Here is a 25,591-nt window from a genome sequence, read left to right as displayed (position 1 = left end):
CCGATGCGCTGGCAGGGCCTGGGCAAGGCCCTGCCGGTGCTGTGGGGCCTCTACGCGGGCTCCGGCTCGACTCCGTACCGCGTCTGCGTCGACCTGGCGGCGGGCTCCGCCAAGTGCACGTGCCCGTCCCGCAGGTTCCCCTGCAAGCACGCCATCAGCCTGCAGGAACTCGATCTCCCGGACGCCGAGCCGCCGGAGTGGGTGGCGGAGTGGACGTCTCGTCGCGCCACTCGTGAGCTGGACTCGTCGCCCGAAGCCGTCGCCCGTCGCCTGCGCGCCCGCGAGAAGACGGCGGCCAACCGGGCGTTGGCGATGTCCTCCGGCACCGACGGCCTGCGCGACTGGCTGCTCGACGTGGCCTCGGCCGGCATCGCCTCCCTGCCCAGCCGCCCGGCCACGTGGTGGCAGGCCTTCACCGCCCGCATGATCGACGCCCAGGTGCCCGGCATCGCGGCGGCCGTGACGGAGATCCAGGAGATCGTTTCCCGGTCGGGCCCGCGCTGGACCGCTGACGTGGCGGATCGGTTGGGCGGCCTGCACCTGCTGTGCTTCGTGCAGCCGCGCGCCCGCCTGGGCGTGACGATCCCGGAGGAGACGGTCCGCGCCACCCCCGGCGTGACCGACAGTTGGGTGGCGTTGCTGCGCATGGAGACCGACGACGGCCGCGTGCGCACGGTCCGCCAGTGGTGCTGGGGTCGTAGCTCTTCGCGCTGGGTCGTGGCGATCCGGCACTCCGCCGTTGGTGCTCCCGTTCCGTTGCTGCCACACGGTCTGGAGTCGACGGCCCTGGTCCATCCCTATCCGGCGTCGGACCGGGTGGCGGTGGGGGAGCTGACCGAGTCCGTCGCCCCCGCGCACGTGCCGGCGCCTGTCTCGTGGCGCACGTCGCTGGCGTCGTTGGAACCGATGCTGGTCGCCGATCCCTGGCAGCGGTTGTTCCCGTTGGGGTGCGCGGAGGTGCGGCTGCACGGCTCGTCGCTGGTCGACGCCTCGGGGCACGGTGTGCCGGTCCGCGACGACACGGGGCTCGACATGGCGTTGGCGTTAACGGGTGGGGTGCCGTTCGACGCCTGGGGGTTGTGGGACGGCCACGCGTTGAGGCTCGGCGCTATTGCCATCGACGGCGTGCTGGAGGTGGTGGCGTGAAGGACGAGTGGTCCCAGACCGTCCAGGACCTCCTCATCGGCACGACCCGCGGCGGAGGCGACCCGACGGCTCTGCTGGCCGACTGCGCCGCCCTGGGCGTGGCGGCGTTCGGTGCCACGCTGCCTCAGGAGGCCGCAGCCGAGCCGGTGCCGCTCGCCCCACCCGAACCCGCCACCCGCCCCCGCCCGGCCGCCAGGGCCGTTCTGGAGGCGATCATGAGCCTGGACGACGAGGTGCTCCTGACGGAGTGGTGCGCCCTCGCCAAGGCCAACGACGTCGTGGCCGAGCACCGCATGCTCCCGTCCCTGCTCGCCATCGGCACGGCCCGCCCGGGACTCCGTGCCGCCGTGGTCGAGGTCCTCGGCACCCGCGGCCGTTGGCTGGCGGGCACTCGTCCGGGCTGGTCGTGGGCGAGCGGCGCCGCGCCGCTGGTGGACGAGGTCCCGCTGGAGGAGATCCTCGACCTGCCGAGCGCCCAACGGGTCCGAGCGCTGCGCCGCAAGCGCAAGGCCGATCCGGTGCAGGTGGGTGCGTTCATCGCGCGCGAGTTCGTCGAGTCGCGTCGCTCGGCCGACCGGCAGGTGTTGATCAGCGCCCTCGAAACGGGCCTCGGCCCGCCGGACGAACGCCTGCTGGAGGCGGCGCTCGACGACAAGTCGGCCGCCGTCCACGACGAGGCGTTGCGACTCCTGCGCAGGCTCAAGCCCACCCGGCTGCAGGCCCGCGCGGCCCACCGCCTGCGGCACGGCCTTCGCCTCACGCCCGACGGCCTCGACATCCGGCCCGACGAACTCTGGACGGCCCAGGCCGAAGATCCCGAACTGCGCGACCTCATGCGCGACGGCTCGGAGAAGGGCGTGGCGGGTCGCATCCGGGCGGCCGCCGCGAGCGTGCCGCCGTCGTACTGGACGTCGACGCTGAAGGCCGACGACGAGAAGGCCGCCGGCATCCTGCGCAAGGGTCCGTGGGCCGGTCCGCTGCTGCGCGGCGTCGCCGACCAGCTCGCCGCCGCGAAGGACCCCAGGCCGTGGGCCGCGGCCGCCGCCGAGACGCTGACGGGCATGGAGCAGCTGGAGATGCTGGCCGCGCTGCCCGCCCAGGTCGCCGAGCAGGCCGTGGTGGCCGTGTCGAAGAACTGGCACTACGACCTGCTCGACCACGCGTGCGCGCAGCTGCCGGCGCCGTGGTCGCCGGAGACGACTCGCGCGTTGATGGCCCGCTACGCCGCCCTGCCCGATCCCCGATGGCGCTCGGGGCGGCCGCCCGCGGTGCTGCTGGCGCGGGGTGACGCCGACCTGCTCGGCGCGAACTGGGAGGCTCTGACCCGTCGCTGGCCGGAGAACTCGCTGGAGCTCGAGGTGCTCCGGCTCCGCATCCGCCTGCGTGAATCGTTCGCTCCACCGTCAGCTGCACAGTCCCAGGAGGCCCAGTGACCGCCGTGCTCAGGCCGACGGCCGAACAGCAGTACGCCGCCGAGCTGGAGGCCGTCGCTGCCCAGGACGACCGGCAGCGGCCGCCGAACTGGCGGTTGTCGCCGCAGGCCGTCGTCACCTACGTGCTGGGCGGCACGCTGCCCGACGGCACGGTGATCACGCCGAAGTACGTGGGCTCGCGCCGGCTGGTCGAGGTCGCGGTGGGCACCCTCGTCACGGACCGGGCGCTGCTGCTCGTCGGCGTGCCGGGCACGGCCAAGTCGTGGCTGTCCGAACACCTGGCGGCGGCGATCAGCGGCGACTCGACGCTGGTCGTCCAGGGCACGGCCGGCACGAGCGAGGACCAGGTCCGCTACGGCTGGAACTACGCCCGGCTGATCGCCGAGGGCCCGAGCGAGAACGCGCTGGTGCCGAGCCCGGTGCTGCGCGGCATGCAGACCGGCGCGATCGTCCGCGTCGAAGAGCTGACCCGCATGCCGTCCGAGGTGCAGGACTCGTTCATCACGGTGCTGAGCGAGAAGTCGCTGCCGGTGCCGGAGCTGAACACGCAGGTCCAGGCCGTGCCGGGGTTCACCGTGATCGCCACGGCGAACGACCGCGACCGGGGCGTCAACCAGATGTCGTCGGCGCTCGCGCGGCGCTTCAACACCGTCGTGCTGCCGCCGCCCGCGACCGAGGACGCCGAGGTCGAGATCGTCATCACCCGCGCCCAGCAGCTCGGCAAGGCGCTCCAGCTGCCAGCCGAACCGCCCGCGCTCGACGAGGTGCGCCGCGTCGTGCGGATCTTCCGCGAGCTGCGCAACGGTTCCACCGTGGACGGTCGCACCCAGCTGAAGAAGCCGAGCGGCAGCCTGTCCACGGCGGAGGCGATCTCGGTCATCGCGAACGGCATGGCGCTCGCCGGTCATTTCGGCGACGGCACGCTGGGTGCCGACGAGCTCGCCAGCGGCCTGATCGGTTCGGTGATCAAGGACCGCGTGTCGGACGCGACGGTCTGGCAGGAGTACGTGGAGACGGTGCTGAAGGAGCGCTCCGAGTGGCGCGACCTGTACCGCGCCTGCCTGGACGCCAGCGGTGACTGAGCCGGACCCCGGGCCGATCCTGCTCGGCATCCGGCACCACGGCCCCGGCTCGGCCCGGATGGTCGTGCGGGCGCTGGAGCAGACCCGGCCGTCGCTGATCCTGATCGAGGGCCCGCCGGAAGCGGACGCGCTGCTCGAGCACGTCCACGCGCTCACGCCGCCCGTCGCGATCCTGCTGCACGACGAGACCGAACCGGAGAACGCGGCGTTCTGGCCGTTCGCCGAGTTCTCCCCGGAGTGGCAGGCCCTGCGCTACGCGGCGGAGAACGGCGTGCAGGCCCGGTTCTTCGACCTGCCGGCCGCGGCCTCGATCGGTGACGACGGCCCGAGCGGCGCCGTCGACCCGATCGGCCTGCTGGCCGAGGCCGCGGGCTTCGACGACCCGGAGCGCTGGTGGGAGGACGTCGTCGAGCACAGCGCGTCCGATCCGCTCGACCTGGCCGACGCCATCGCCGAGGCCATGGTCGCCGTGCGCGCGGAGTTCGAACACGAGGTCGGCGAACGCACCCTGCGCCGCGAGGCGTTCATGCGCCAGACGATCCGCAAGTCCCGCAAGGAAACCGACGGCCCGATCGCCGTGGTCTGCGGCGCCTGGCACGTTCCGGCGTTGCTGACCAAACCCACGGTCGCTTCCGACACCGCCCTGCTGAAGGGCCTGCGCCGCCGCAAGATCTCCGGCACCTGGGTCCCGTGGAGCCACGGCCAGCTGGCCGCCGCGTCCGGCTACGGCGCCGGCATCGACTCCCCTGGCTGGTACGCCCACCTCTGGCACCACCAGCAGGACGTGGTCCCGCGCTGGTTCGCCAAGGCCGCCGCCGTCCTGCGCGAGGAGGACCTCCCGGCCTCCACCGCGAGCGCCGTCGAGGCGGTCCGCCTGGCCGAAACCCTTGCCGCGCTGAGGGAACGCCCCTCGGCTGGTCTGAGCGAGGTCAACGAAGCGGCCCTCGCCGTCCTGTGCGGCGGCGAGGAGATCCACCTCCGACTGGTCCATCGCAAACTGGTGGTCGGCGAACGCCTGGGCGAGGTGGGCGATGCCGTCCCGCGCTCCCCGCTGGCCGCAGACCTCCAGCGCCTGCAACGAAAACTCCGCCTCCCCGCAGATGTCCAGCCCAAGCAGCTGAAGCTGGACCTCCGCAAGGACACCGACCGGGAACGCTCGAAACTCCTGCAGCGCCTGGACGTCCTCGGCGTCCCGTGGGGCAAACCGGACCGTTCCAACTCCCTCGGCACCTTCGCCGAGGTCTGGCAACTCCGCTGGGACCCGATCTTCGCGGTCTCCGTGGCAGTAGCGGCCCGCCACGGCACGACAGTCCACACCGCAGCGGAAAACGTCCTGACCCAGTCGGCGAAGGACGCCCAACGCGTGGCCGACGCGGCCGCCACCCTCACCAAGTCGGTCGGCTGCGAACTCCCCGCCGCCGTAGCCGAATCCCGCAAGGCCCTGGACCGCTGCGCCGCCCTCGCCACCGACGCCCTCGAACTCCTGGCCGCCCTCCCGGACCTGGCCAGGACTGTCCGCTACGGCTCGGTCCGGGGCACCGACCCGGAACTCCTGCGCGTGGCCCTGCACGGCCTGCTGACCCGCGGCGCCGTGGGCCTCCCGCTGGCCTGCCGCAACGTGGACGACGAAACGGCAGAACACGCCCTCCAGGTGGTCGACGGCGCCCACGAGGCCACCCGCCTGGCCGCCGACGAGGACCACCAGAAGACCTGGTGGCGAGCGCTGCACGCCCTCGTCAAAGCAGAGGCCCACGGCCTCCCGACGGGCAGAGCCACCCGCCTCCTCTGGGAAGCGGGCGAACTCACCAGCGACGACGTGGCAGCCCGCCTGCACCGCAACGTGGCAACGGCCTTCGTGGCGGGCTTCCTGCGAGGTTCGGCGACCCTGCTCGCCGCCGACCCGCGCCTCTTCGGCCTGATCGACGAGTGGCTCAGCGGCCTGCGCGGCGAGGCGTTCGACGACGCCCTGCCCCTGCTCCGCCGCGCCATCACCGACTTCACCCCGGCCGAACGCCGCCTGCTGGGCGAGCGAGTGGTGGCGGGGGAGACCCCGCAACCGACGTCCGACGACGAGTGGGACCTCGCCATCGCCGAACGCCTCGCCACCCACGTCCGCGACCTGATGGCGGGAGTTTCGCGCCCGTCCGATCCGGCGACCCCAGAGGCGTGACCGCACCCGGAGAAGGCAACCTCACCGCGCCCGACGAAGAGCGCCTCGAAGAGTCGCAGCACCTCATCGACGAGGCCAAGAAGATCGCCCACGACCTGCGCGAAGAGGTCCCGGACACCAGGCCGGAACCGCCGACCGAAGAAGGCTCCCCGGCGAACTAGAGCGACCAGGGCGGCGTGATGGTCTGCCCGTCCGCCAGCGTGCCCAGGATCCCCACCGACGTGGCCACCAGCACCCGCGCCGGCCCGCCGGTCAGCGCCAGTTCGGTGTTCGGCGGCACCACGATCGCGTCGCCCGCCGAAGCGGTCTGCCCCTGGATCGTCACCGAACCGGACAGCACGTAGAACACCTCCTCCTTCGACGCGCGATGCGGCGTTCCGTCGCCGCCTTCCGGCACGTCAACGGTCCACAACGCGATCTCCGCACTCCCGCGCGACGGCACCGCCAAAGACCGGAACTCGAACCCGCCGAACGAGTGCAGAGCAGCGGAATCCCCCGTGATCAGCACGACAACAACCTCCAAAGTAGTCAACCAAGTTGTCCAACCTTAGAATAAGGTCAACCAGGTTGTCTACCCAGGGGGAGCAGATGGAACCGGTGCCGATGCTGCTGGCGATGACCTACCGCGCCCTGGGCGACCAGTTCCACGACCGCCTGGCCCAGATCGGGCTCGAACCGCTCAGGCCGGCCCACGGCTACGTCTTCCGGTTCCTCAAGGAGAAACGAGCCACGACCGTCGACATCGGACACCACCTCGGCGTCACCAAGCAGGCCGCCGCGAAGATCGTCACCGAGCTGGACGAATGGGGCTACGTCCTCAAGGAACCGCACCCCACCGACAAGCGCGCCCAGTACGTCACCCTGACCACGAAGGGCCGCGACTACCTGAAGTTCGCCGACAACCTGTGGTCGGACCTGGAGTCCGAAATGGCCGAAGCGATCGGCGAGGACACGCTCGACACCGTCAAACAGGGCCTCGCCGCGTACCTCCAGCACGTCCACGGCGAGGACCAGCCGGGCCTGCGCCCAGTCTGGTGAGCTCTCAGAACACCTGCGTCAGAGCGATCACACCGAACACCGCGAAGACCACGCCCGCGACCCGCTGGATCCAGTGCGTCGGCAACCGCCCCGCGAGCTTCCGTCCGACCAGCACGGCCAGCCCGGCCACCGCGACCAACGCCAGCCAGGCACCGAGCCCGACGGCGATGGGCTCGCCGTACCGGGCGGTGATCCCGGCGGTGGCGAGCTGTGAGGCGTCGCCCCACTCGGCCGCGAACAGCACGCCGAACGAGGTCAGCGCCGCCCGCCAGAACGGCACGGCGGTGCGCACCCCCGCCTCGTCCGCGGAGTCCTCCTCCTTCGAGAACCCCTCCTTCAACAGCAGGAACGCGCCCGCGAGGAACAGCAGGGCCACGACACCGGCCACGACCTGGTCGGGCAGCAGGGTGATCGCGGTGCCGAAGGCCGCGCCCACGACGGTCTGCACGGCGAACGCGGCGATCACGCCGACGAACACCGGCCAGCCGCGATAGCGCGTCGTCAGGACCAGGGTGGCGACCATGGTCTTGTCGGGCAGCTCGACGAGGAACACCACCGCGAAGGCGGTGATGAACGCGAGCAATGATGTGGCCACGAGGTCCTCCACGTCCGAATACGAACCCGGACGGAGGCGCAACAGACCCCGACCGGGCATGCTGCAACCCGGCCGGAGGTCTCGTTCGCCCGATCAAGATCGGGTGTGGGACCGGATCCACTCGAAGGCGGATCAGTATGTCGATCACCACGCCACCGGCTGAAAACTCCGGTGGGAACTACTCCCCTCTGGCGCACACATCGTAGCCGACGCATGTCACCCACACGGCGTGACTTCGCGCACGGGACCTTGGTCCCGAGAGGGAACGGGACCGTCGTACCTGATGAGGCCCATGATCCACACTTACGCTCAGAAACGTGGACGTACTCGAACTCGCACGGTGGCAGTTCGGCATCACCACCGTCTACCACTTCCTCATGGTGCCGCTGACGATCGGTCTTTCGATCCTGGTCGCCGGTATGCAGACGGCTTGGGTGCGCACGGGCAACGAGCGCTACTACAAGATGACGAAGTTCTGGGGGAAGCTCCTCCTGATCAACTTCGCCATGGGTGTCGTGACGGGCATCGTGCAGGAGTTCCAGTTCGGCATGGCCTGGAGCGCCTACAGCAGGTTCGTCGGTGACGTGTTCGGCGCGCCGCTCGCGATGGAGGGGATCGTCGCCTTCTTCGTCGAGTCGACCTTCCTCGGCCTGTGGATCTTCGGCTGGGACAAGCTGCCGAAGAAGATCCACCTCGCGTGTGCCTGGGCGTTCAGCCTCGCCACGGTGGCCAGCGCGTACTTCATCCTCGCCGCCAACTCGTGGATGCAGCACCCGGTGGGCATCGAGATGCACGACGGACGGCCGCGGCTCACCTCGATCTGGGCCGTGCTGACCAACAACACCGTGCTCGCCGCCTTCCCGCACACCATCGCGGGCGCGTTCGCGGTGGTCGGCGCGTTCCTCGTGGGCATCGCCGCCTGGCACCTCTGGCGCAGGTCGGAGGAAGAACGGGTCTGGCGCAGCTCGCTCAAGCTCGGCACGTGGGTCGGCGTGGTCGCGTTCGCGGCGCTCAGCATCAGCGGTGACCTCCAGGGCAAGCTGATGTTCGAGCAGCAGCCGATGAAGATGGCGGCTGCGGAAGCCTTGTGCCACACCGAACAACCGGCGAGCTTCAGCATCTTCGCGATCGGTGACGTGACGCGGCCCGACTGCGAGAACGTCAAGAGCATCACGGTCCCCGCACTGCTGAGCTTCTTGGCGCACAACGACTTCAGCAGCGAGGTCAAGGGCATCCAGGACCTCGTCCCGATGTACCAGGAGAAGTACGGCGAGTTCTACCCCGTCGACGAACGGCTGGGTGAGCTCAGCGGCAAGCCGATCGACTACGTGCCCGCGCTTCCCGTGACGTACTGGGGCTTCCGCCTGATGATCGGGTTCGGCGGCATCTCGGCCGGCCTCGGGGTGTTCATGCTCTGGTTGACCCGAAAGAACCGGACGCCCACCGGCTGGTGGTTCCCGGCACTCGGTCTCGCCGGCATCGCGACTCCCTTCCTGGCCAACAGCTTCGGCTGGATCTTCACGGAGATGGGACGCCAGCCGTTCGTGGTCGTCCCGAACCCGACGGGCGTCGACGGGGTGTGGATGTTCACCGCGCAGGCGGTCAGTCAGGTCTCGCCCGCCGAGATCCTGACCTCGCTCATCGCGCTGACCACGGTCTACACCGTGCTGGCGGTCGTGGAGTTCTACCTGATCCGCAAGTACGTCCGGGGCGGGATACCCGGCGTGCTGCCGCAGAAGACCGACGACGGCGCCCTGGCGTTCGCGTACTAGGGGAGAGGCGACGTGGAAACGCTCTGGTTCGTCATCATCGCCGTGCTGTGGCTCGGCTACCTGTTCCTCGAAGGTTTCGACTTCGGCGTGGGCATGCTGCTGCCGGTTCTCGGGCGCAGCAACGAAGAACGCCGGGTCATGATCAACACCATCGGGCCGGTCTGGGACGGCAACGAGGTGTGGCTCATCGTCGCGATCGGTGCCACGTTCGCGGCCTTCCCCGGCTGGTATGCGGCGCTGCTCAGCGCCGCGTACCTGCCACTAACGCTGTTCCTCATCGCGTTGATCGGCCGCGGGGTCGCGTTCGACTACCGCGGCAAGGTCGACAACCCGCGCTGGCGCAAGGCCTGGGACTACACGATCGTCATCGGTTCGTGGATCGCCACGCTCTGCGTCGGCCTGCTGATCTCGACGACGGTGCTGGGCCTGCCGATCGACGCCAACGGTGACCGCGTCGGCTCGCCGTTCGCGGCCATCCGTCTGGAGACAGTCGTTGGGGCGCTTGCCTTTGCGGGCTACGCACTGGTGCACGGCGCGGTGTTCACGGCGCTCAAGACCGAGGGCGAGATCCGCGAACGGGCCCGCCGCGTCGCGTTGATGATGGCGCCGGTCGTGCTGCTGCCGCTGGTCGCGTTGCTCGCGATCGTCGCGGGGCTGTGGACGGCGATCGTCGTGGCGATCCTCGGACTGGCCATGTGGCGGCTCGCGGCGGACCGCGACGGGCAGTCGTTCGCGTTGATGGGCCTCGCGATCGCGGCCACCGTCGTGCTGCTGTTCGGTTCGCTCTACCCGAACGTCCTGCCGTCGACGCTCAACGACGCGTGGTCGCTCACGGTCGCGAACACCGCGTCGAGCCCGTACACGCTGCAGGTGATCACGTGGGTCGCCGGCTTCGGCACGCCCGCCGTGCTGGTCTACCAAGGCTGGACCTACTGGGTGTTCCGCAAGAGGATCGGCGTCCAGCACATCCCGGCAGGACATTGAGATGAAGCGAGGCCCGCTGGGAGCTCTGCCCCAGCTCTCCCGGAACGCCAGGCGCGCCCTCGTCGGGGTGGGCGCGCTGGCGTTCCTCAACGCCCTGGCACTCGTCGCCCAGGCCGTCGCACTGGCGTCGGTGATCACCACACGCGAAGGCCTTCCCCTTCTGGCCGTGGCGATCCTTGCGCGCGCAGGCCTGTCATGGGCAACGGAAAGCGCTGCCGCACGTGCCGCTGCCGGTGCCAAGGAGGAGCTGCGGACCCAGCTGCTCGCCAAGTCGTTCGAACGCGGGCCCGGCTGGATCGCCGACCGCGGCACGGCCGAGCTGTCGGTGCTCGCGACCAAGGGCCTCGACGCGCTCGACGCCTACTTCACCCGTTACCTCCCGGCGCTGGTCACGGCCGTGGTCGTGCCGCCGCTGGCCGGGGCGTGGATCCTCTTCACCGACTGGCCGTCGGCCGTGCTGATCGCGGTCACCGTGCCGCTGATCCCGATCTTCGCCGCGTTGATCGGCTGGTACACCGAGAAGAAGGTCAAGAAGGCCGCCGACGTCACCGAGCTTTTGAGCGCCCAGCTCCTCGAACTGCTCCGCGCGTTGCCGGTGCTGACCGTCTTCGGGCGGGCCAAGCAGCAGGCCGGTGCGGTCCGGCAGATCGGTGAGCAGCACCGCAAGGCCACGATGGGCACGCTCCGGATCGCGTTCCTGTCCGCTCTCGTGCTGGAGATCGCGGCTTCGTTGAGCGTTGCGCTGATCGCGGTCGGCATCGGCATCCGGCTGGTGCACGGCGACATGACGTTGATGACGGCGTTGGTCGTGCTGATCCTGGCGCCCGAGTGCTACCTGCCGTTGCGTGCGGCCGGTGCGGCCCACCACGCCAGCGAGGACGGCCTCGAAGCGGTTCGGCGCGTGGCCGAGGTCGTGGACCACGAGGGTTCGGGACGGCCTCGGCTGCCCGGTGGCTCGGTGCACGTCGACAACCTGCGCGTGCTGCGGCGCGGCGGGTTCGCCCCGGACGGCGTCAGCTTCGACGTCCGACCAGGGGAGATCCACCGGCTCGAAGGTGCGAGCGGCAAAGGCAAGTCGACGACGTTCCAGGTGCTGCTGGGGTTCCTGGAACCGACCGACGGCACGGCGTTCGTCGCCGGCGACATCGCGTACGTGCCGCAGAAGCCCGCGTTCGCCGCCGCCACACCCCGCGCCGAGCTGGAACTCACGGTGCCGGACGCCGACGACGTCGAGCAGATCGCCGACGAGGTCGCGGCAGTCCATCTGCTCGACCGTCAGATCACCGACCTCTCGACCGGCGAACGCCAACGCGTCGCGGTAGCGCGCGCTCTGCTGAGGGTGCGTCACGGCGCGACGGTGCTGCTGCTCGACGAGCCGACCGCGCACCTCGACCCGGTGACAAGTCGCAAAGTCGACAAAGCGATCAAGCGAGCCAGCGCCACGGCCGCCGTCGTCCTCGCCTCGCACCGCGAGAAGGAGGCGGCCGAGGACGAGACGTTCGGCAAGATCGTCACGGACGAGACCGCGCCCGAACGCCCGAAGCGCCTGCCCGTGCCGTGGAAGGGCGCCGGCGTTGGTGTGCTCGCGGCGATGGCGGGCATCGCGCTGACCGCACTGGCGGCGCACCTGATCGCCCGCGCCGCCGAGATGCCACCGATCCTGACGCTTTCGGTGCTGGTCGTGGGCGTGCGGACGTTCGCGCTGAGCAAGGGCGTGCTGCGGTACATCGAGCGGTTGGTGACGCACGACGAGACGTTCCGGCTCGCGAACAATCTGCGTGCCGAGCTGTGGTTGCGGCTCGTGCGCACCCAGCGGCGTGATGGCCTGCAACGGCTCGTGGACGACACGGACACCGTTCGCGACCTGATCCCGCGCGTCCTCGTGCCCCCGATCGTCGCCATCGGCGCGGGTATCGCGACCACGATCCTGTTCGCGTTCATCGATCCCAAGGCCGCGCTGGTGCTCGGCGCGCTGCTGCTCGCGGCGGGACTCGCTGCTCCGGCCGTCGCCGTCTGGACCGAACGCCGGGCCAGCACGAAGCTCGCCAGGGGTCGCCGTCAGATCGCGACGGACACGATCAACGCGTTGACCGCCGCCCCGGACCTGATCGCGCACGACGCCCACCACCGCCTGCTGGCCCGCCTGCACGCGGACGACGTCGACCTCGCCGCGCAGACCCGCAGGCAAGCGTTTGGCACGGGCGCTGCCACGGCGATCGTCCTGCTCGCGACGGGGGCGGCGGCGCTGGTCTGCGCGCTGAGCGGCAACCCGGTGCTCGGTCTCGTCCCGCTCGCGCTGGCCGAACCGCTGGCCGCGTTGCCGCTGGCCGCGCAGCAGCGCAGGGCGTTGCGGGAGGCTTCAGCGCGGCTCCAGTTCGACGCCCCGGAACGGCCGGAGCCCGCGCGGGGCAAGCGCATCCGGCTGGAGAACGTCGACGTCCGCTGGCCCGGTGCGACCGAGCCGACGCTGCACGACCTGCACCTCACCGTCGAGCCCGGCACGCACGTGGCGATCGTCGGCCCGTCGGGCAGCGGCAAGTCGACGCTGTTCGCGCTGCTCCTGGGCTTCCTCCCGCCGGAACGCGGGATCGTCGAACTGCCGCGCGCCACCTGGTGCCCGCAGGAACCGATGCTGGTCAGCACGACCGTGCGGGAGAACCTGCGGATGTCGGGCCGGCACGACGACGAGGCGTTGCGGCAGGCCCTGCGCGACGCGTGCCTCGACGACTGGACCGACCGGCTCGACACGGTGATCAGGCCCGACCAGGTGTCGGGCGGCGAGGCGCAACGGCTGGCACTCGCGCGGGCGTTGCTGCACGACGCCGACGTGGTGCTGCTCGACGAGCCCACCGCGCACCTGGACGAACCCACCGCGCGCCGGCTGCTGGAGCGGCTGCGGCACGACGGCAGGACGGTCCTGCACATCACGCACCGCCCGGACGAGGCGGCGAGGGCGGACCTGGTGCTGGACCTCGGCGCCGCCGCATACCGTTGAGAGCCATGGACCCCTCTCTGGCGCGGCGCGTGCTCGTCGCGTCCACCGAGATCACGTCGGCGGCGCTGGAAGACCCGGAGAACGTGCTGAGGCTCGTCGTGGAGGCGGCCGCGGAGATCGCGGACGCCGACCTCGGCCTCGCCATGCTCGCCACGGCCGAGGACGACGGCACGCTGACCGTCGAGGCGTCCTCCGGCGAACCGGTCGTGGCCACGTTGAGCCCGCGCAGTGCTGCTGCGAAGGCCGCACGCACGGGCGTTCCGGTGATGGCGGACGACGTGACGAACGACCCGCGCACGGCGCCGTACGTGCCGCACGCGCTGCGGACGTACGGACCGTTCGCCGTGGCGCCGTTCGGTACCTCGGACCGAAAAATCGGCGCTCTGGCCGTGTACCGGCGCAGGGACAAGGCGCCGTTCACGCAGGAGACCGTGGACGTGCTGTCGGCGTTCGCCGCCCAGGCAGGCCTCGCGGTCGTGCTGGCCGAGGGCTTCACGGCACGGCAGCGCGTCGCGGTCTACGAGGAGCGCGAACGGATCGCCCGCGACCTGCACGACGTGATCATCCAACGGCTCTACGGCGCCGGCGTGCAGCTCAGCCTGCTGGAACGGCGCCTGGGCAAGAAGCTCGACCAGACCGACCGCGCCCGCATCAACGAGGCCGTCGACCTGGTGGACGAGACGATCGCCGAGGTCCGCGGCACCGTCCGCAAGCTGCGCAACACCGACCCGGCCGAGGGCGCCGACCTGCTCGACTCGATCAAGGCCGAGGTCCGCACCGCCGGTGAGCTGCTCGGGTTCGCGCCGCGCCTGCACGTGGCGGGCGACCTGGCGAACGTGCCGCAACGACATGCCGACGACGCGCGCGCTGCGTTGCGTGAGGCGTTGTCGAACGTCGTGCGGCACTCGGGCGCCACGAACCTCCAGATCGACGTACGGCGCGACGAGAAGCATCTGCTGCTGCGTGTCGCCGACAACGGATGCGGCATCCCGTCCGGCGTGACTCAGCGCGGATTGCGGCACCTCGCCGAACGGGCGAAGTCCGCGAGTGGCGATTTCCGCGTCGTGAGTTCGCCGAACGGGACGACGCTCACCTGGTCCGTCCCCGTTTAGCCACCCAGGCGGCGGCTTGCGTGCGCCGTTCCATGCCCAGTTTCGAGAGCACGGACGTCACGTAGTTCTTCACGGTCTTCTCCGCGAGGAACAACCGTTCACCGATTTGGCGGTTCGTGAGGCCCTCACCGATGAGTTCCAACACGCGCTGTTCCTGGTCGGTGAGTCCGATCGGGGCCGGATTGCGCATCCGTTCGAGTACTCGGCTTGTGGTCGCGGGGTCCAGAAGGGACCGTCCAGCCGCGACCTCGCGCACGGCCGTGACGACGTCCTGACCGCGCACCTGTTTGAGCAGATACCCAGAAGCACCAGCCATGATCGCGCCGACGAGCGCCTCCTCGTCGTCGAACGCCGTCAGGACGAGGCAGCGGATGCCGAGGTCCCGCAGCGAGCGGCAGAGGTCGACACCACTGCCGTCCGGCAGCTGAACGTCGACCACCGCCACGTCAGGCGGGGTCATTTGAGCCCGTGTCACCGCCTCGTCGACGGATCCGGCCTCGGCAATGACCGAGATGTCCGCCTCGTCGTCCAACATCTCGCGCAGTCCTCTGCGCACTACTTCGTGATCGTCAACCAACAAAACGCGCACTGGCACGAATCCACCGTACGTCGAATGGCTGTTCCTGACAGTGACTCGAATTGGCACAGTTCTTGTCATGGCAGAAGGCTCGGTACGACCGGTCGAGGAAGCAGATCGCATAGTTGTCGCCCGACTGGTTCTCGAGCTATGGGGCGCGCACACCGCCGTCGCGCACGGCGAGGTGTTCTTCCCGGCGAGTCTGCCGGGCTTCCTCGTAGAGAAGCAGGGCCACGTGCTGGGTCTGCTGACCTACGCGGTGGCGAACCACCAGCTGGAGATCGTCACGATCGACGCGCTCCGGCGGGGCCGTGGCGTCGGCACCGCGCTGGTCGACGCCGCGGTCCGTCAAGCACGCACGCTCGGATGCAACCGCGTGCGGCTGACGACCACCAACGACAACCTGGACGCGATCCGCTTCTACCAACGGCGCGGGTTCAAGATCACGGCGCTGAGACCGGACGCCGTCCGCGAGGCCCGCAAGCTCAAACCGGAGATCCCGGCTGTGGGTGAGTTCGGCATCCCCATCACGGACGAGCTGGACCTCGAACGATGGGTCGCGCCACGCCAGTAGTCCACAGGTGTCCACAGCCCTGTCCACAGGGTTGTGCACAGGTCTTGTGGATTGTCAGACGTGCAGAGGGTTGAACGCCTCGTCCCACGCGGCGGCGACCTGGTGCGCGCACGTCGACGGCGCGACGCCACCGACACCGGTGCCGAGGCCCGGCATCGCGATGGTCTGCACGGCGTCGCGCACCGGCGTGCCGTCTTCCAGGCGCCCGGTGAGCCAGAGCATCAGCACGGCACGCGCCGCCAGGTACGGGTGGACGGTGTCGACCGGCAGCCGTTCGCCGGGCAGGCGCATGGTCGGGGCGCTGATGAGCCACGCGGGTTCGGTCTCGCCCGTCGCCACGATCTGCGCCTCGCCGACCGGGAGCTCACCGCCGTGCAACGCCAGGACGGCGCTGCGGACGTTGTTCTCCACCATGGGGAACGCCGTGGCGTAGACGGCGTCGATGCCACCGCGCATCCAGCCCTGCGAGTTGGCGGGGCTCACGATGGCCTGGGCGTGGATGTCCAGCACGGACCCCCGGTGCACCCTCACCCCGGCGCGTCCGTCCGCGACGGCGAGCCAGGCGTTCGCCATCGGTTCGTCGACCGCGCACAACACGAGTTCTGGCGCTAGAGCGGGCACGCCCCAAGCATTCCAGTTCGAACGGTCCTGACGGAACCCAGGTTTGGCGCCTGACACAGGCGTGATTCGCGACTCGTCGCCCGCACTACGCTGACTCGGTGCCTCGCATTGCGTACTTCGGACCACAGGGGACCTTCACCGAGCAGGCCGCCATGCGGTTCGAGGGTGAGCTCGTCCCCGTCGAGACCATCCCGCTCGCGTTCGCCGCACTGCGCTCCGGCGAGACCGACTTCGCGTGCGTGCCGATCGAGAACTCCGTCGAGGGAGCCGTTCCCGCCACCCTGGACGCCCTCGTGCGCGACTCGGCCGTCGTCGCCGTGGCCGAGACCGTCCTCGACGTCCGCTTCAGCGTCCTGGTCCGTCCGGGCACCACCTCGATCGCCACCGTCGCCTCGCACCCGCACGCCCTGGCCCAGGTGCGCGACTGGATCGCCGCGGAACTGCCGGGCGCCACCTCGATCGCCACCTCGTCGACCGCAGCGGCAGCAGCCGCCGTCGAGCGCGGCGAGTTCGACGCGGCCGTCTCCGCCCCCGTGGCCATCAACCACTACAAGCTCGACGAGTACGCCACCGACGTCCTGGACGTGCCCGACGCCCGCACCCGCTTCCTCCTGCTGCGGCAACCGGGCGCACTGCCTGAGCCGACCGGCGCAGACCGCACGAGCGTCGTCGTCACCACCCCGAACCGCGTGGGCGTGCTGTCCGAGCTGCTCACCGAGCTGGCGCTGCGTGGCATCAATCTCACCGGCCTCGAATCGCGCCCGCAGAAGGGCAAACTGGGGACGTACCGCTTCTACATCGACGTCGAGGGGCACATCGCAGAGCCGAGGATCGGTGACGCGCTGGCCGCGCTGCACCGACACTCGCGCGAGATCCGGTTCCTCGGGTCCTTCCCGAAGGCCGACCACGAGCCCGCAGAGGCTCACAACGCCGAGTTCGCCGCAGCCGCCTCCTGGGTCGATGCTGTCAGAAAGGGCGAGACCGGGTGAGGTTGCTGCTGGTCAGGCACGGTGAGACGGCGTCGAACATCGAACGCAGGCTGGACACGGCCATGCCAGGCCCGCCCCTCACCGAACTGGGCCAGAAGCAGGCCCGCGAACTGGCCGACACGCTCGGTTCTGAATCCCTGGTGGCCGTCTACGCGAGCATCGGTCTCCGCGCCCAGCAAACCGCCTCACCGACCGCCGAACGCTTCGGCCTGCCCGTCCAGATCCTGGAAGGCGTCGAGGAGATCCAGGTCGGTGCGCTCGAAGGTCGCAACGACCCCGAGGCGTACAAGACCTACCTCGAGACCGTGATCCAGTGGGCCGAGGGCTCGTTGGACGTCGCGTTCCCCGGCGGCGGGGAGACGGGGCAGCAGGTGCTGGACCGGTTCCTCGGCGCGATCGCGTCGATTCGTGTCGAGGGCACCGTCATGGTCGTGACGCACGGTGGTGCGGGGCGGATGGGGGCGCTGGCGCTGGCGTCGAACGTGCCGGTGGAGCTGGCGGAGAACCTGCTGCCGAACACCGGGGTCGTGGTGCTGGAGACCGAGGGCGACACCTGGGTGTGCCGCTCGTGGGCGGGCGTACCCGTCTAGCCCTCACCACCACACGCCCTCGGTCCGTTCGTTGGTCACGGCACCGTGGACGATGGTGTCGTCGTGCTTGGTGTCGTGCAGCCGTGCTCCGCGCAGGTCGGTGTCGTAGAACGACGCGGACGACAGGGTCGCTTTGCCCAGGTAGGCCTCAGTGAGGTCCGCAGCGAACAGGTCGGCGTCCGTGAAGTCGGTCCGCTCCAGCAGCGCCAGCCTGAGGACGGCGTTGCTCATCGAGGCGTCGACGAAGCGCGCTTCATCCGCGCGCACCCTGAACAGATCGGCCTCGGCGAGCAACACGCGGCTGAGGTTCACGCCGGCCAGGCAGAGCCTGCGGAGATCGATGGTGAAGCCGCGGTCCTGTCGCGGATCACGACGTCCCAGCACGGTCAGTGCGGCTCGGACGTCCACCGTGGTGACACCGCACTTCTCCCGGCGTGCCGGAGAGTCGTCAGGTACGCCTTGAGCCGTTGTGCGGATGAACGCCGAGAGCACCTCCAACACCGTGGTCTGGTCGCGCGGTGAGTCGCGGCCGAGGCGTTCCAGCGCGTACACGGCACCCAGCCGGCTGTGCAGGTTCTCGGGCCCGGCCTTGCCCAACTGCTCCACGGCCTTGGTGTACCTGTCGGTGACCTGACCCTGCTCGGTCAGCTCGTGCTGCTTCAAACGCCACGGTGACCTGATCGCGGGTGGCCTGGAGCGACAGCCCGGTGAAGACGAGCGCGCCGGCGGCAGTGACGGCCGTGACGACGGAGGTGACGGTCTGCCAGTTCGGCGCCTTGCGGCGGCGGACGGGTGCGCGCAGACCCAGGCGGCGGTTCGTTGGCACCCGTACAACCTGCCAGACGGTCCAACCGCCTCACCCGCGCGGGGGAGGTCGGGCGTTGCCGTCCCAGTTCCCGAGCCCGCCGAATCGCGTCGCTACTGCACGGCAGACTCGTCGCTGGTTTCAGGGTTCTCCGGCTCGTTGGACGGCATCGCCGCCTGCTTCCGGCGGCTCAGCACGTCAATCGCGTGGATCAACCGCGCCGGCACCTCTGCCAGAGCCGCGAAGCCCTGGGCGACGTAGGCGCCGAGGGCGCGCAGGATCTCGGGCCGGAGTTCTGGATCAGCGCCGCGGCAGGCAAGAACCAGCAAGAGGGCGAAGCCTCCGAACGCAATCGCCAGGAGGAGGCACGTCGCGAGCACGAGAGCGGTGTTCACCCGGACAGGGTGCACCACTCTTAAGAGATGAGTTTTCCGCCGCCGATTATAAAGGATAGCTTGAGCAAAAAAGTGGGCAAATCTATGGATTCTGGTCGTGAATTGGACAAATTCAGCCCACTGAAACTACGGATGGTGCATGGAAACGCCGTGCATCTATGCGGGAAGTAGTATTGTGACCTGAGTCACTTCTGCTCTGGGTCCACTTTGGACGCGAGCGCTGCGTTGAACGTGCAGTTCAGGGCTCGATTGGCGGCGCCCGCAAGCAATTCGAAGACGCTCGGAATGCCTTTTCTGAATGGCCTGCTAGCCCCAGCCCAGCTCGTGCAGCTTCGCGTCGTCCACCCCGAAGTGGTGCGCGACCTCGTGCAGCACGGTCACCACGACCTCCTCCACCACGTCGTCCTCCGTCTGGCAGATGTCGAGGATCGCGTCGCGGTAGATGAAGATGTGGTCCGGCAGCGTCCCGCCGTAGTCGGAGTTGCGCTCGGTCAGCGCGATGCCCTGGTACAGCCCGAGCAGTGACGGCTCCTGATCGTTGCGGTCCTCGACCAGCACCACGACGTTGTTCATGGCGTGCATGAAGTCCGCCGGCAGCAGGTCCAGCGCTTCCTCGACCAGCTCCTCGAAGCGGGCCCGGGTCATCTCGACGGTCATCGGTTCTCTGTGCTCGAAGGGGGTGCGTTGGACGAGGGCTTGTCGGGCTTGTCGGAGTCGGACGGCTTGCCGGGCTCGGAGGACTGGGAGCCGTTGGTCTCGGAGTGCAGCGGTGCGCCGGTCGGTTCGTCCTGGGCCTTGACCGACGTGGTCTGCGGCGGGTTCGCGGTGGTCAGCGGCGCGCCGTTGGGGTTGCGGACGCTGCCTTCCCAGGCGACGAGGTTGTTGCCCTGGGGGACTGCGCCGATCTTGCAGTTGGCCTTGCGGGAGCCGACGGCCCAGCTCGCCTCGACGCGGGTGTCCCAGGTGACGAGCAGTCCCTTGGCCTTCAGGTCGGCGCCGCCGGTGTACTCGGTGGCGATGGCCGCGCACTTCTCGGACATGGCGGCGTCCTGGGCTTCGGGGGCGACGAACGGGCCCTCGGGGTGCTGGAAGACGCCGACGATCTCGAACGCGTGCGGCTTCGCGCACTCGATCGGGTCACCGACCGTGTTGTTCTCGCCGAGCGCCACGCAGACGCCGGGGTCGTAGACGTTCGACTGGTCCTGGGTCTTCGCGCTGCCGAACGACGGCAGGGCCGCGCCGGACGGGGCGGCGACCTGCAGACCGCATCTGAGCTGCCGGTATCCGCTCTTCCAGCGGGTCTCGTCCGGGTTGAGGGTGCTGACGCCGTACTTGCCCTCGGGGTCGAGCTTGCCCGCCATGTACGTCGTGGACGCCTGGGCGCAGTTCTCCTGCGCGATCTTCTCCCACGCCTCGCCGTTCGGGAACGGCGCTTCCTTCGGGTACGCGGCCGTGATGTCGGCCGTTCCGGTGACCTCGAACTTGTGCGCGGCGGCGCAGTCGACCTTCTGGGCGTCCGAGAGGTCCGGTTTCTCCCAGTTGAGGCATTCGCCCGTCACGGCTTGGTAGGCGGCGTTGACGAGCTCGCGTTTGGTGCTGAGCGGGCCTCCTGCCAGCACAGACGTGAACGCGGACAACATCAACAAGCCGAACGCGCCCACGAAAGCGCCGACCATCACAAGCCGCGTGTCGCGGATGTGACCAGATCGACTCAACCAACCGGCGCTCGAAGACATCTCATCCATGATGCCCGTGCCGTGTGAGACCGCTGTGCGCCGGGGGGTTGGGTGCCGAGTGTTGCTATTAGGACACTCGTCCCCCAATTGGCCGTGTTGGAGCTGTCTCGCTAGGTACCTTGCCCGCGGGAGTGGTGATGACTGACAACAACCAGCCAGGACCTGGCCAGCCGACGCCCGAGCAGGGGCCGCCGTCGGGACAGCCCGGCCAGCCGCAACAGCCGCAGCAGCCGCCGCCGTACCAACCGGCACCTGCGCCGAACCAGCCTGCGCCGGGTCAGCCCGGTCCCAGGCCCAACCAGGGGCCGCCCACCAAGGGCAAGATGCGCCAGCAGCAGGCCGGCGTCACCAAGCCCCGCCAGGCCTCGGTCGCCGAGCAACGCGCCCGCGCTGCCGCCCTCAAGGCGCAGCAGGAGCGGTTCGCCGCCGAGTCCGCCGCGTTCGAGAAGAAGCGCAAGAAGCGCAAGCGCCTGCTCATCGGCGGTGGCGTCACCGTCGGCGTGGTCGCGCTGGTCGCGATCTGGTACGCGGCCGCCAGCCCGAAGAACGTCACCGCGCAGTGCACCGACTCGAACAACGTGATCGTCGACGACGACTACTGCGACGAGTCGTACTACCGCAGCCACGGCGGGTACACGAGCGGCGGCTTCATCTACATCGGCGGCTCGTCGTACCGCTACAACTACGGCGGTTCGGGCTCGGTCGGCCAGAAGGCGGTCGGCGGCAGCTACACGGTCCCCAAGGGTGCGAACGTCAGCACGAAGTCGGGCACGTCGGTCCAGCGCGGCGGCTTCGGCATCAGCAGCGGATCGTCGAGCAGCGGAGGCTGAGCACACTTGCGCCGGGAAGCTTCACACCCGCGGCCGAACTGGCAGCGGACGGTCTCCGACCAGGGCCTGGTCTTCGGCCTGCCCGCGAAGTACGCGAACGGCGCCGACCGTCCCTACTGGGACGAGTCGGTGCACTACGTGTTCGAGATGAGCGAGATCCTCTCGCTCGAAGCCGACGTCGAGCTGCTCCACTCCATGTGCCTCGACGCGGTGGACAACGTCGTGCTCACCGAGCGGTACCGCGACTTCGGCATCCCCGAGTGGGTGTGGCCGCACATCGCCGAGTCGTGGCGCCGCCGCGACCCGCACCTCTACGGCCGCTTCGACCTGCGCTACGACGGCTCGGGCCCGGCCAAGCTGCTGGAGTACAACGCGGACACCCCCACGTCGTTGCTGGAGGCCGCGTACATCCAGTGGTACTGGAAGGAAGAGGTCTTCCCGGACGACGACCAGTGGAACTCGCTGCACGAGCGCCTGGTCGAACGCTGGACCGAGATCGGGGCCAAGCTGCCGTCGGGCGAGCTGCACTTCAGCTGGTCCGGCGCCGACCCGTCCGGTGAGGACCACCTGACGACCGCGTGCCTCCAGGAGACGGCGGCCGAGGCCGGCCTGAACACCGTGGGCATCGCGATCGAGGACATCGGCTGGGACTCGCTGCTCAACCGGTTCGTCGACCTCGAAGAGGCCCCGATGGGCACGCTCTTCAAGCTCTACCCGTGGGAGTGGGTGGTCGAGGAGCAGTTCGGCCGCCACGCCGTGGAGTCGTTGCCCGGCACGCTGTTCATCGAACCGCTGTGGAAGATGCTGCTCTCCAACAAGGCGCTGCTCGCGATCCTGTGGGAGATGTACCCGGGCCACCCCAACCTGCTCCCCGCGTACCTCAACGACCCCGGCATGCTCACCGAGTACGTGCGCAAGCCGCTGCTCGGCCGCGAGGGGGCGAACATCCAGATCGTCGCCCCGGGTTACGAGACGCAGACCGGTGGCGTGTACGGCAAAGAAGGCTTCGTGTACCAGCTGTTCGATCCGCTCCCGGAGTTCGACGGCTACCGCCCCGCGTTGGGTGCCTGGGTCGTCGGCGACACGTCGGCAGGCCTCGGCATCCGGGAAACGGTCGGTCTGGTGACCGACGACGGCGCGGCGTTCGTGCCGCATCGAATTGTTGAGTAAGACTCCGAAAGGGAACGGGAAATGGACTACACGCTCGCGTTGGACCCCGGCTTCGGCTCGGCCATCGGCCGGGGCATCGGCGCGATCGCGCTGTACGCCGTCGTCGGTCTGGTCCTCATGGTGTTCGGCTTCTACGCGATCGACTGGACGACGCCGGGCAAGCTGTCGCTCCTGGTCCGCAACGGTGCCCCGAACGCCGTGATCGTCACCGCCTCCGGCCTCGTCTCGATGGCGTTCATCGTGGTCGTCGCGATGCTCAACGCCGTCGGCAAGCTCGACGAGGGCCTGCTCACCGCGTTGATCTACGGCATCGTCGGCATCATCGTGCAGGTGGCGGCCGTCCGGCTGCTGGAGTGGGTGACCAAGCTGGACATCGGCTCGATCATCGAGTCGGACGAGTTCGCACCGGCCTCCGTCGTCGTGGCCGCGGCCCACGTCGCCCTCGGTCTCGTGGTGGCCTTCGCCATCTACTAGTCACCAGCTCTTCGAAGGACCCGGTGCTCACGTGGCACCGGGTCCTTTTTGCGTTGACCGGTCCGCGTTCCGCATATCCGGATGAAACGGGGAACGGGTGGCGACTACCCTTCTCCGGGTGATTGACCTCAAGGTGTTGCGCGAGAACCCGGAGATCGTGCGCGCGTCGCAGCGTGCCCGTGGCGAGGACGAGGGCGTCGTCGACAGTCTGCTGTCCGCGGACGAGCGCCGGCGTTCCGCCATCTCCCGCGCCGACACCCTGCGCGCCGAGCAGCGGGTGCTCGGCAAGGAGGTCGGCAAGGCGAAGGGCGACGACCGCACCGCCCTGCTCGGCAAGGCGAAGGACCTGGCCGCCGAGGTCAAGGCCGCCGAGGCCGAGCAGCACGCCACCGCCGAAGAGGTCAACGAGCTGCTGGCCAAGATCCCGAACCTGGTCCACCCGGACGCGCCCGTCGGTGGCGAGGACGACTTCGTCGTCGTCAAGACCGTGGGCACGCCGCGCGAGTTCGACTTCGAGCCGCAGGACCACCTCGACCTGGGCACGAAGCTCGGCGCCATCGACATGGAGCGTGGCGCGAAGGTCGGCGGCAGCCGCTTCTACTTCCTCAAGGGCGTGGGCGCGCAGCTCGAGATCGCCCTGCTCAACATGGCGGCGGCGCAGGCCACGGCCAACGGCTTCGAGCTCATGATCACGCCGACCCTGGTGCGGCCGGAGATCATGGCGGGCACCGGCTTCCTCGGTGCGCACTCGAGCGAGATCTACCACCTGGAGAACGACGACCTGTACCTCGTCGGCACGTCCGAGGTGCCGCTGGCGGGTTACCACGCGGACGAGATCCTCGACGGCGAACGCCGGTACGCGGGCTGGTCGTCGTGCTACCGGCGCGAGGCGGGCTCGTACGGCAAGGACACCCGCGGCATCATCCGCGTCCACCAGTTCAACAAGGTGGAGATGTTCTCGTACGTGAAGCCCGAGGACGCCGAGGCGGAGCACGCCCGCCTGCTCGGCTGGGAAGAGGAGATGCTCGCCAAGATCGACGTCCCGTACCGGGTCATCGACACGGCCACGGGCGACCTCGGCACGTCCGCGCACCGCAAGTTCGACTGCGAGGCGTGGGTCCCGACCCAGCAGAAGTACCGCGAGCTCACCTCGACGTCGAACTGCACGACGTTCCAGGCACGCCGCCTCAACGTCCGCTACCGCGACGAGAACGGCAAGTCGCAGATCGCGGCCACGTTGAACGGCACGCTCGCGACGACCCGCTGGATCGTCGCGATCCTCGAGAACCACCAGCAGGCCGACGGCTCCGTGGTGGTTCCCGAGGCGCTGCGCCCGTTCATGGGCACGGACGTCCTCAAGCCCCGCTAAGCGGGCTGCGGAACGCGTTCGGGTTCGGCCGCGACGGCAGGTGCCCGCTTCTCGGAGCGGTTCACCACGGCGCGGCCGACCTCGATCAACGGTTGCTCGACGTAGCGGAACAGCAGGTCCGCGATGGCGAGCGAGACCAGGCCGACGCCGATCCAGTTAAGCGTCGGCCACGTGTGCAGCTTCGGCACCAGCGCGCCCACGGCGACACCGGCCGCGCCCTGCACCAGGTAGATCGAGTACGACCGGTCGCCGATGAACTTCATGACGTTCGTGCTGAGCAGCCACCCGAGCGGGCCGGGCGCGAGCAGCGTCGGGATCAGCAGCGTCACGACCACCGAGTACGCCGGGATGATCACCAGGTACGTGTCGTTGAGCGTCAGGACGCCGTCGCTCAGCCAGTAGAAAAGCGGCCCGAGGCTCCAGTGCGCCGCGAGGAACGCGACGGCGGCGATCACCACGACGACGGGCTTGGTCAGGCCGCTGACCAGCGCGTAGCCCTTCGGGTTGTGCATCACGATCGCGAGCAGCGAGCCGAGGATCAGCGGGATGTAGTGGACGCCGGTGCTCTCGTGGTTGGTCTCGGCCGGCAACAGCGTGAGGACCAGCACCGCGATCGTCGTCAGCGACAGCGCGAGGCGGCGGGCGAAGAAGCGGGCGCACAGCACGAACGCCAGCAGCGGCCACACCAGGTAGAACTTCTGCTCGATGCCGAGCGTCCACGACTGCGCGAACGGCGCGATCGGGCTGTCCACGAACTCGTTCGTGAAGGTGAAGTAGTACGTCAGGTTGTCGCGAAGGCCGGAGCTGCGGAAGTCACCGCGCATCACGTGCAGTGCGATGTTGAGGCCCAGCACCACGAAGTACACGGGCAGGATGCGGAACGCGCGCCGCAGGTAGAAGTTCTTGACCGAGATGCGCCCGGTGGGGCTGCGGTCCTCCTCGCGCAGTGCGAGGGTGGTGATCAGAAAGCCTGACAGGACGAAGAAGATGTGGACGCCGATCCACCCGGAGGTCCAGCCCCAGGGTCCGCCCCCGTAGTGGAACACGATCACGAGAATGGCCGCGACGGCTCTCAGGCCGTCGAGGGCCGGGAATCTTCGCATCGCCAGGAATTGGGCATGGCTAAGAGAACGC

26 protein-coding genes are annotated in these 25,591 nt (G+C 69.4%); 17 read left to right on the top strand and 9 right to left on the bottom strand.

All coding sequences use genetic code 11. The features are described 5' to 3' along the window. Window positions 1-3: 3 nt before the first annotated feature. From JNUCC0626_RS32815 to JNUCC0626_RS32795, 5 genes are read left to right on the top strand one after another with little or no spacing between them, the layout of a single operon-like run. Window positions 4-1,146 (top strand): SWIM zinc finger family protein, encoded by a 1,143-nt coding sequence (locus JNUCC0626_RS32815; RefSeq protein ID WP_394614637.1) that lies wholly within the window; start codon window positions 4-6, stop codon window positions 1,144-1,146. Beyond that, window positions 1,143-2,579, top strand: coding sequence for a DUF5691 domain-containing protein (locus tag JNUCC0626_RS32810; protein WP_394614636.1), 1,437 nt, complete (start codon window positions 1,143-1,145; stop codon window positions 2,577-2,579). The genes JNUCC0626_RS32815 and JNUCC0626_RS32810 overlap by 4 nt, the downstream gene beginning before the upstream one ends. Further along, window positions 2,576-3,661 (top strand): ATP-binding protein, encoded by a 1,086-nt coding sequence (locus JNUCC0626_RS32805; RefSeq protein ID WP_394614635.1) that lies wholly within the window; start codon window positions 2,576-2,578, stop codon window positions 3,659-3,661. The genes JNUCC0626_RS32810 and JNUCC0626_RS32805 overlap by 4 nt, the downstream gene beginning before the upstream one ends. Beyond that, window positions 3,654-5,831, top strand: coding sequence for a DUF5682 family protein (locus JNUCC0626_RS32800; protein ID WP_394614634.1), 2,178 nt, complete (start codon window positions 3,654-3,656; stop codon window positions 5,829-5,831). Before JNUCC0626_RS32805 ends, JNUCC0626_RS32800 begins: the two co-directional genes overlap by 8 nt. Continuing rightward, window positions 5,828-5,992: a hypothetical protein gene (locus tag JNUCC0626_RS32795; protein WP_394614633.1), complete on the top strand. Its 165-nt coding sequence runs from the start codon at window positions 5,828-5,830 to the stop codon at window positions 5,990-5,992. The genes JNUCC0626_RS32800 and JNUCC0626_RS32795 overlap by 4 nt, the downstream gene beginning before the upstream one ends. Here JNUCC0626_RS32795 and JNUCC0626_RS32790 read toward each other — a convergent pair. Continuing rightward, a complete protein-coding gene (locus tag JNUCC0626_RS32790) occupies window positions 5,989-6,363 on the bottom strand; it encodes a cupin domain-containing protein (protein WP_394614632.1) in 375 nt (124 codons plus the stop codon). The genes JNUCC0626_RS32795 and JNUCC0626_RS32790 overlap by 4 nt on opposite strands. Window positions 6,364-6,398: 35 nt before the next feature. On the opposite strand from JNUCC0626_RS32790, the gene JNUCC0626_RS32785 reads away from it, so the two are divergent. Further along, window positions 6,399-6,869, top strand: coding sequence for a MarR family winged helix-turn-helix transcriptional regulator (locus tag JNUCC0626_RS32785; protein WP_394614631.1), 471 nt, complete (start codon window positions 6,399-6,401; stop codon window positions 6,867-6,869). 4 nt (window positions 6,870-6,873) lie between these two features. On the opposite strand, the gene JNUCC0626_RS32780 is transcribed toward JNUCC0626_RS32785, so the two are convergent. Further along, window positions 6,874-7,452, bottom strand: a complete 579-nt coding sequence (locus JNUCC0626_RS32780) for a TMEM165/GDT1 family protein (protein WP_394622147.1) — start codon at window positions 7,450-7,452, stop codon at window positions 6,874-6,876. A gap of 329 nt (window positions 7,453-7,781) precedes the next feature. On the opposite strand from JNUCC0626_RS32780, the gene JNUCC0626_RS32775 reads away from it, so the two are divergent. Genes JNUCC0626_RS32775 through JNUCC0626_RS32760 form a run of 4 tightly spaced genes read left to right on the top strand, consistent with a single transcriptional unit; the run spans window position 7,782 to window position 14,327 of the window. Next, window positions 7,782-9,236, top strand: coding sequence for a cytochrome ubiquinol oxidase subunit I (locus tag JNUCC0626_RS32775; RefSeq protein WP_394614630.1), 1,455 nt, complete (start codon window positions 7,782-7,784; stop codon window positions 9,234-9,236). A 12-nt stretch (window positions 9,237-9,248) separates the two neighbouring features. After that, window positions 9,249-10,220 carry a cytochrome d ubiquinol oxidase subunit II gene (gene cydB / locus JNUCC0626_RS32770; RefSeq protein WP_394614629.1) on the top strand — a complete coding sequence of 324 codons (972 nt, stop codon included), beginning with the start codon at window positions 9,249-9,251 and terminating at the stop codon, window positions 10,218-10,220. A 1-nt stretch (window position 10,221) separates the two neighbouring features. Next, window positions 10,222-13,215 (top strand): thiol reductant ABC exporter subunit CydD, encoded by a 2,994-nt coding sequence (cydD, locus tag JNUCC0626_RS32765; protein WP_394614628.1) that lies wholly within the window; start codon window positions 10,222-10,224, stop codon window positions 13,213-13,215. Window positions 13,216-13,220: 5 nt separating this feature from the next. After that, entirely contained in the window at window positions 13,221-14,327 is a 1,107-nt protein-coding gene (locus JNUCC0626_RS32760; RefSeq protein ID WP_394614627.1) for a GAF domain-containing sensor histidine kinase, read from the top strand. Here the strand turns inward: JNUCC0626_RS32760 and JNUCC0626_RS32755 are convergent. Beyond that, window positions 14,305-14,922 carry a response regulator gene (locus JNUCC0626_RS32755; protein WP_394614626.1) on the bottom strand — a complete coding sequence of 206 codons (618 nt, stop codon included), beginning with the start codon at window positions 14,920-14,922 and terminating at the stop codon, window positions 14,305-14,307. The genes JNUCC0626_RS32760 and JNUCC0626_RS32755 overlap by 23 nt on opposite strands. A 61-nt stretch (window positions 14,923-14,983) precedes the next feature. On the opposite strand from JNUCC0626_RS32755, the gene JNUCC0626_RS32750 reads away from it, so the two are divergent. Next, entirely contained in the window at window positions 14,984-15,478 is a 495-nt protein-coding gene (locus tag JNUCC0626_RS32750) for a GNAT family N-acetyltransferase (protein WP_394614625.1), read from the top strand. 54 nt (window positions 15,479-15,532) lie between these two features. Here the strand turns inward: JNUCC0626_RS32750 and JNUCC0626_RS32745 are convergent, their stop codons facing one another. Continuing rightward, on the bottom strand, window positions 15,533-16,051 hold the full coding sequence (locus tag JNUCC0626_RS32745) for a macro domain-containing protein (protein ID WP_394622146.1): 519 nt from the start codon (window positions 16,049-16,051) through the stop codon (window positions 15,533-15,535). A 146-nt stretch (window positions 16,052-16,197) separates the two neighbouring features. Between JNUCC0626_RS32745 and pheA the strand changes: the two genes are divergently transcribed. Then, entirely contained in the window at window positions 16,198-17,088 is an 891-nt protein-coding gene (gene pheA / locus JNUCC0626_RS32740; RefSeq protein WP_394614624.1) for a prephenate dehydratase, read from the top strand. After that, the gene (locus JNUCC0626_RS32735) at window positions 17,085-17,678 is read left to right on the top strand and encodes a histidine phosphatase family protein (protein ID WP_394614623.1); all 594 of its coding nucleotides are present in this window, start codon (window positions 17,085-17,087) and stop codon (window positions 17,676-17,678) included. The genes pheA and JNUCC0626_RS32735 overlap by 4 nt, the downstream gene beginning before the upstream one ends. 3 nt (window positions 17,679-17,681) lie before the next feature. Here JNUCC0626_RS32735 and JNUCC0626_RS32730 read toward each other — a convergent pair whose 3' ends face one another. The 4 genes from JNUCC0626_RS32730 to JNUCC0626_RS32715 form a co-directional block, all read right to left on the bottom strand. Then, a complete protein-coding gene (locus tag JNUCC0626_RS32730; protein ID WP_394614622.1) occupies window positions 17,682-18,341 on the bottom strand; it encodes a pentapeptide repeat-containing protein in 660 nt (219 codons plus the stop codon). A gap of 255 nt (window positions 18,342-18,596) precedes the next feature. Next, window positions 18,597-18,878, bottom strand: a complete 282-nt coding sequence (locus JNUCC0626_RS32725; protein WP_394614621.1) for a hypothetical protein — start codon at window positions 18,876-18,878, stop codon at window positions 18,597-18,599. A gap of 306 nt (window positions 18,879-19,184) precedes the next feature. Then, complete coding sequence (locus JNUCC0626_RS32720; RefSeq protein WP_394614620.1) at window positions 19,185-19,535, bottom strand: metallopeptidase family protein; 351 nt, start codon at window positions 19,533-19,535, stop codon at window positions 19,185-19,187. Further along, window positions 19,532-20,554, bottom strand: coding sequence for a septum formation family protein (locus tag JNUCC0626_RS32715; protein ID WP_394614619.1), 1,023 nt, complete (start codon window positions 20,552-20,554; stop codon window positions 19,532-19,534). The genes JNUCC0626_RS32720 and JNUCC0626_RS32715 overlap by 4 nt, the downstream gene beginning before the upstream one ends. A 197-nt stretch (window positions 20,555-20,751) precedes the next feature. On the opposite strand from JNUCC0626_RS32715, the gene JNUCC0626_RS32710 reads away from it, so the two are divergent. The 4 genes from JNUCC0626_RS32710 to serS all read left to right on the top strand — a co-directional run bounded on the left by JNUCC0626_RS32710 (window position 20,752) and on the right by serS (window position 24,457). After that, on the top strand, window positions 20,752-21,444 hold the full coding sequence (locus JNUCC0626_RS32710; RefSeq protein WP_394614618.1) for a hypothetical protein: 693 nt from the start codon (window positions 20,752-20,754) through the stop codon (window positions 21,442-21,444). Between the two features lie 6 nt (window positions 21,445-21,450). Next, complete coding sequence (locus JNUCC0626_RS32705; protein WP_394614617.1) at window positions 21,451-22,614, top strand: glutathionylspermidine synthase family protein; 1,164 nt, start codon at window positions 21,451-21,453, stop codon at window positions 22,612-22,614. Between the two features lie 21 nt (window positions 22,615-22,635). Beyond that, the gene (locus JNUCC0626_RS32700; protein WP_394614616.1) at window positions 22,636-23,088 is read left to right on the top strand and encodes a DUF350 domain-containing protein; all 453 of its coding nucleotides are present in this window, start codon (window positions 22,636-22,638) and stop codon (window positions 23,086-23,088) included. Between the two features lie 118 nt (window positions 23,089-23,206). After that, on the top strand, window positions 23,207-24,457 hold the full coding sequence (gene serS / locus JNUCC0626_RS32695) for a serine--tRNA ligase (protein ID WP_394614615.1): 1,251 nt from the start codon (window positions 23,207-23,209) through the stop codon (window positions 24,455-24,457). On the opposite strand, the gene JNUCC0626_RS32690 is transcribed toward serS, so the two are convergent. Beyond that, the gene (locus tag JNUCC0626_RS32690) at window positions 24,454-25,560 is read right to left on the bottom strand and encodes an acyltransferase family protein (RefSeq protein ID WP_394614614.1); all 1,107 of its coding nucleotides are present in this window, start codon (window positions 25,558-25,560) and stop codon (window positions 24,454-24,456) included. The genes serS and JNUCC0626_RS32690 overlap by 4 nt on opposite strands. Window positions 25,561-25,591 lie beyond the last annotated feature (31 nt).

This window comes from Lentzea sp. JNUCC 0626 (assembly GCF_043632865.1).
Classification (GTDB): Bacteria; Actinomycetota; Actinomycetes; order Mycobacteriales; family Pseudonocardiaceae; genus Lentzea.
The sequence above is the reverse complement of the archived record's forward strand: the minus strand, read 5'-3'. Positions and strand labels throughout refer to the sequence as shown.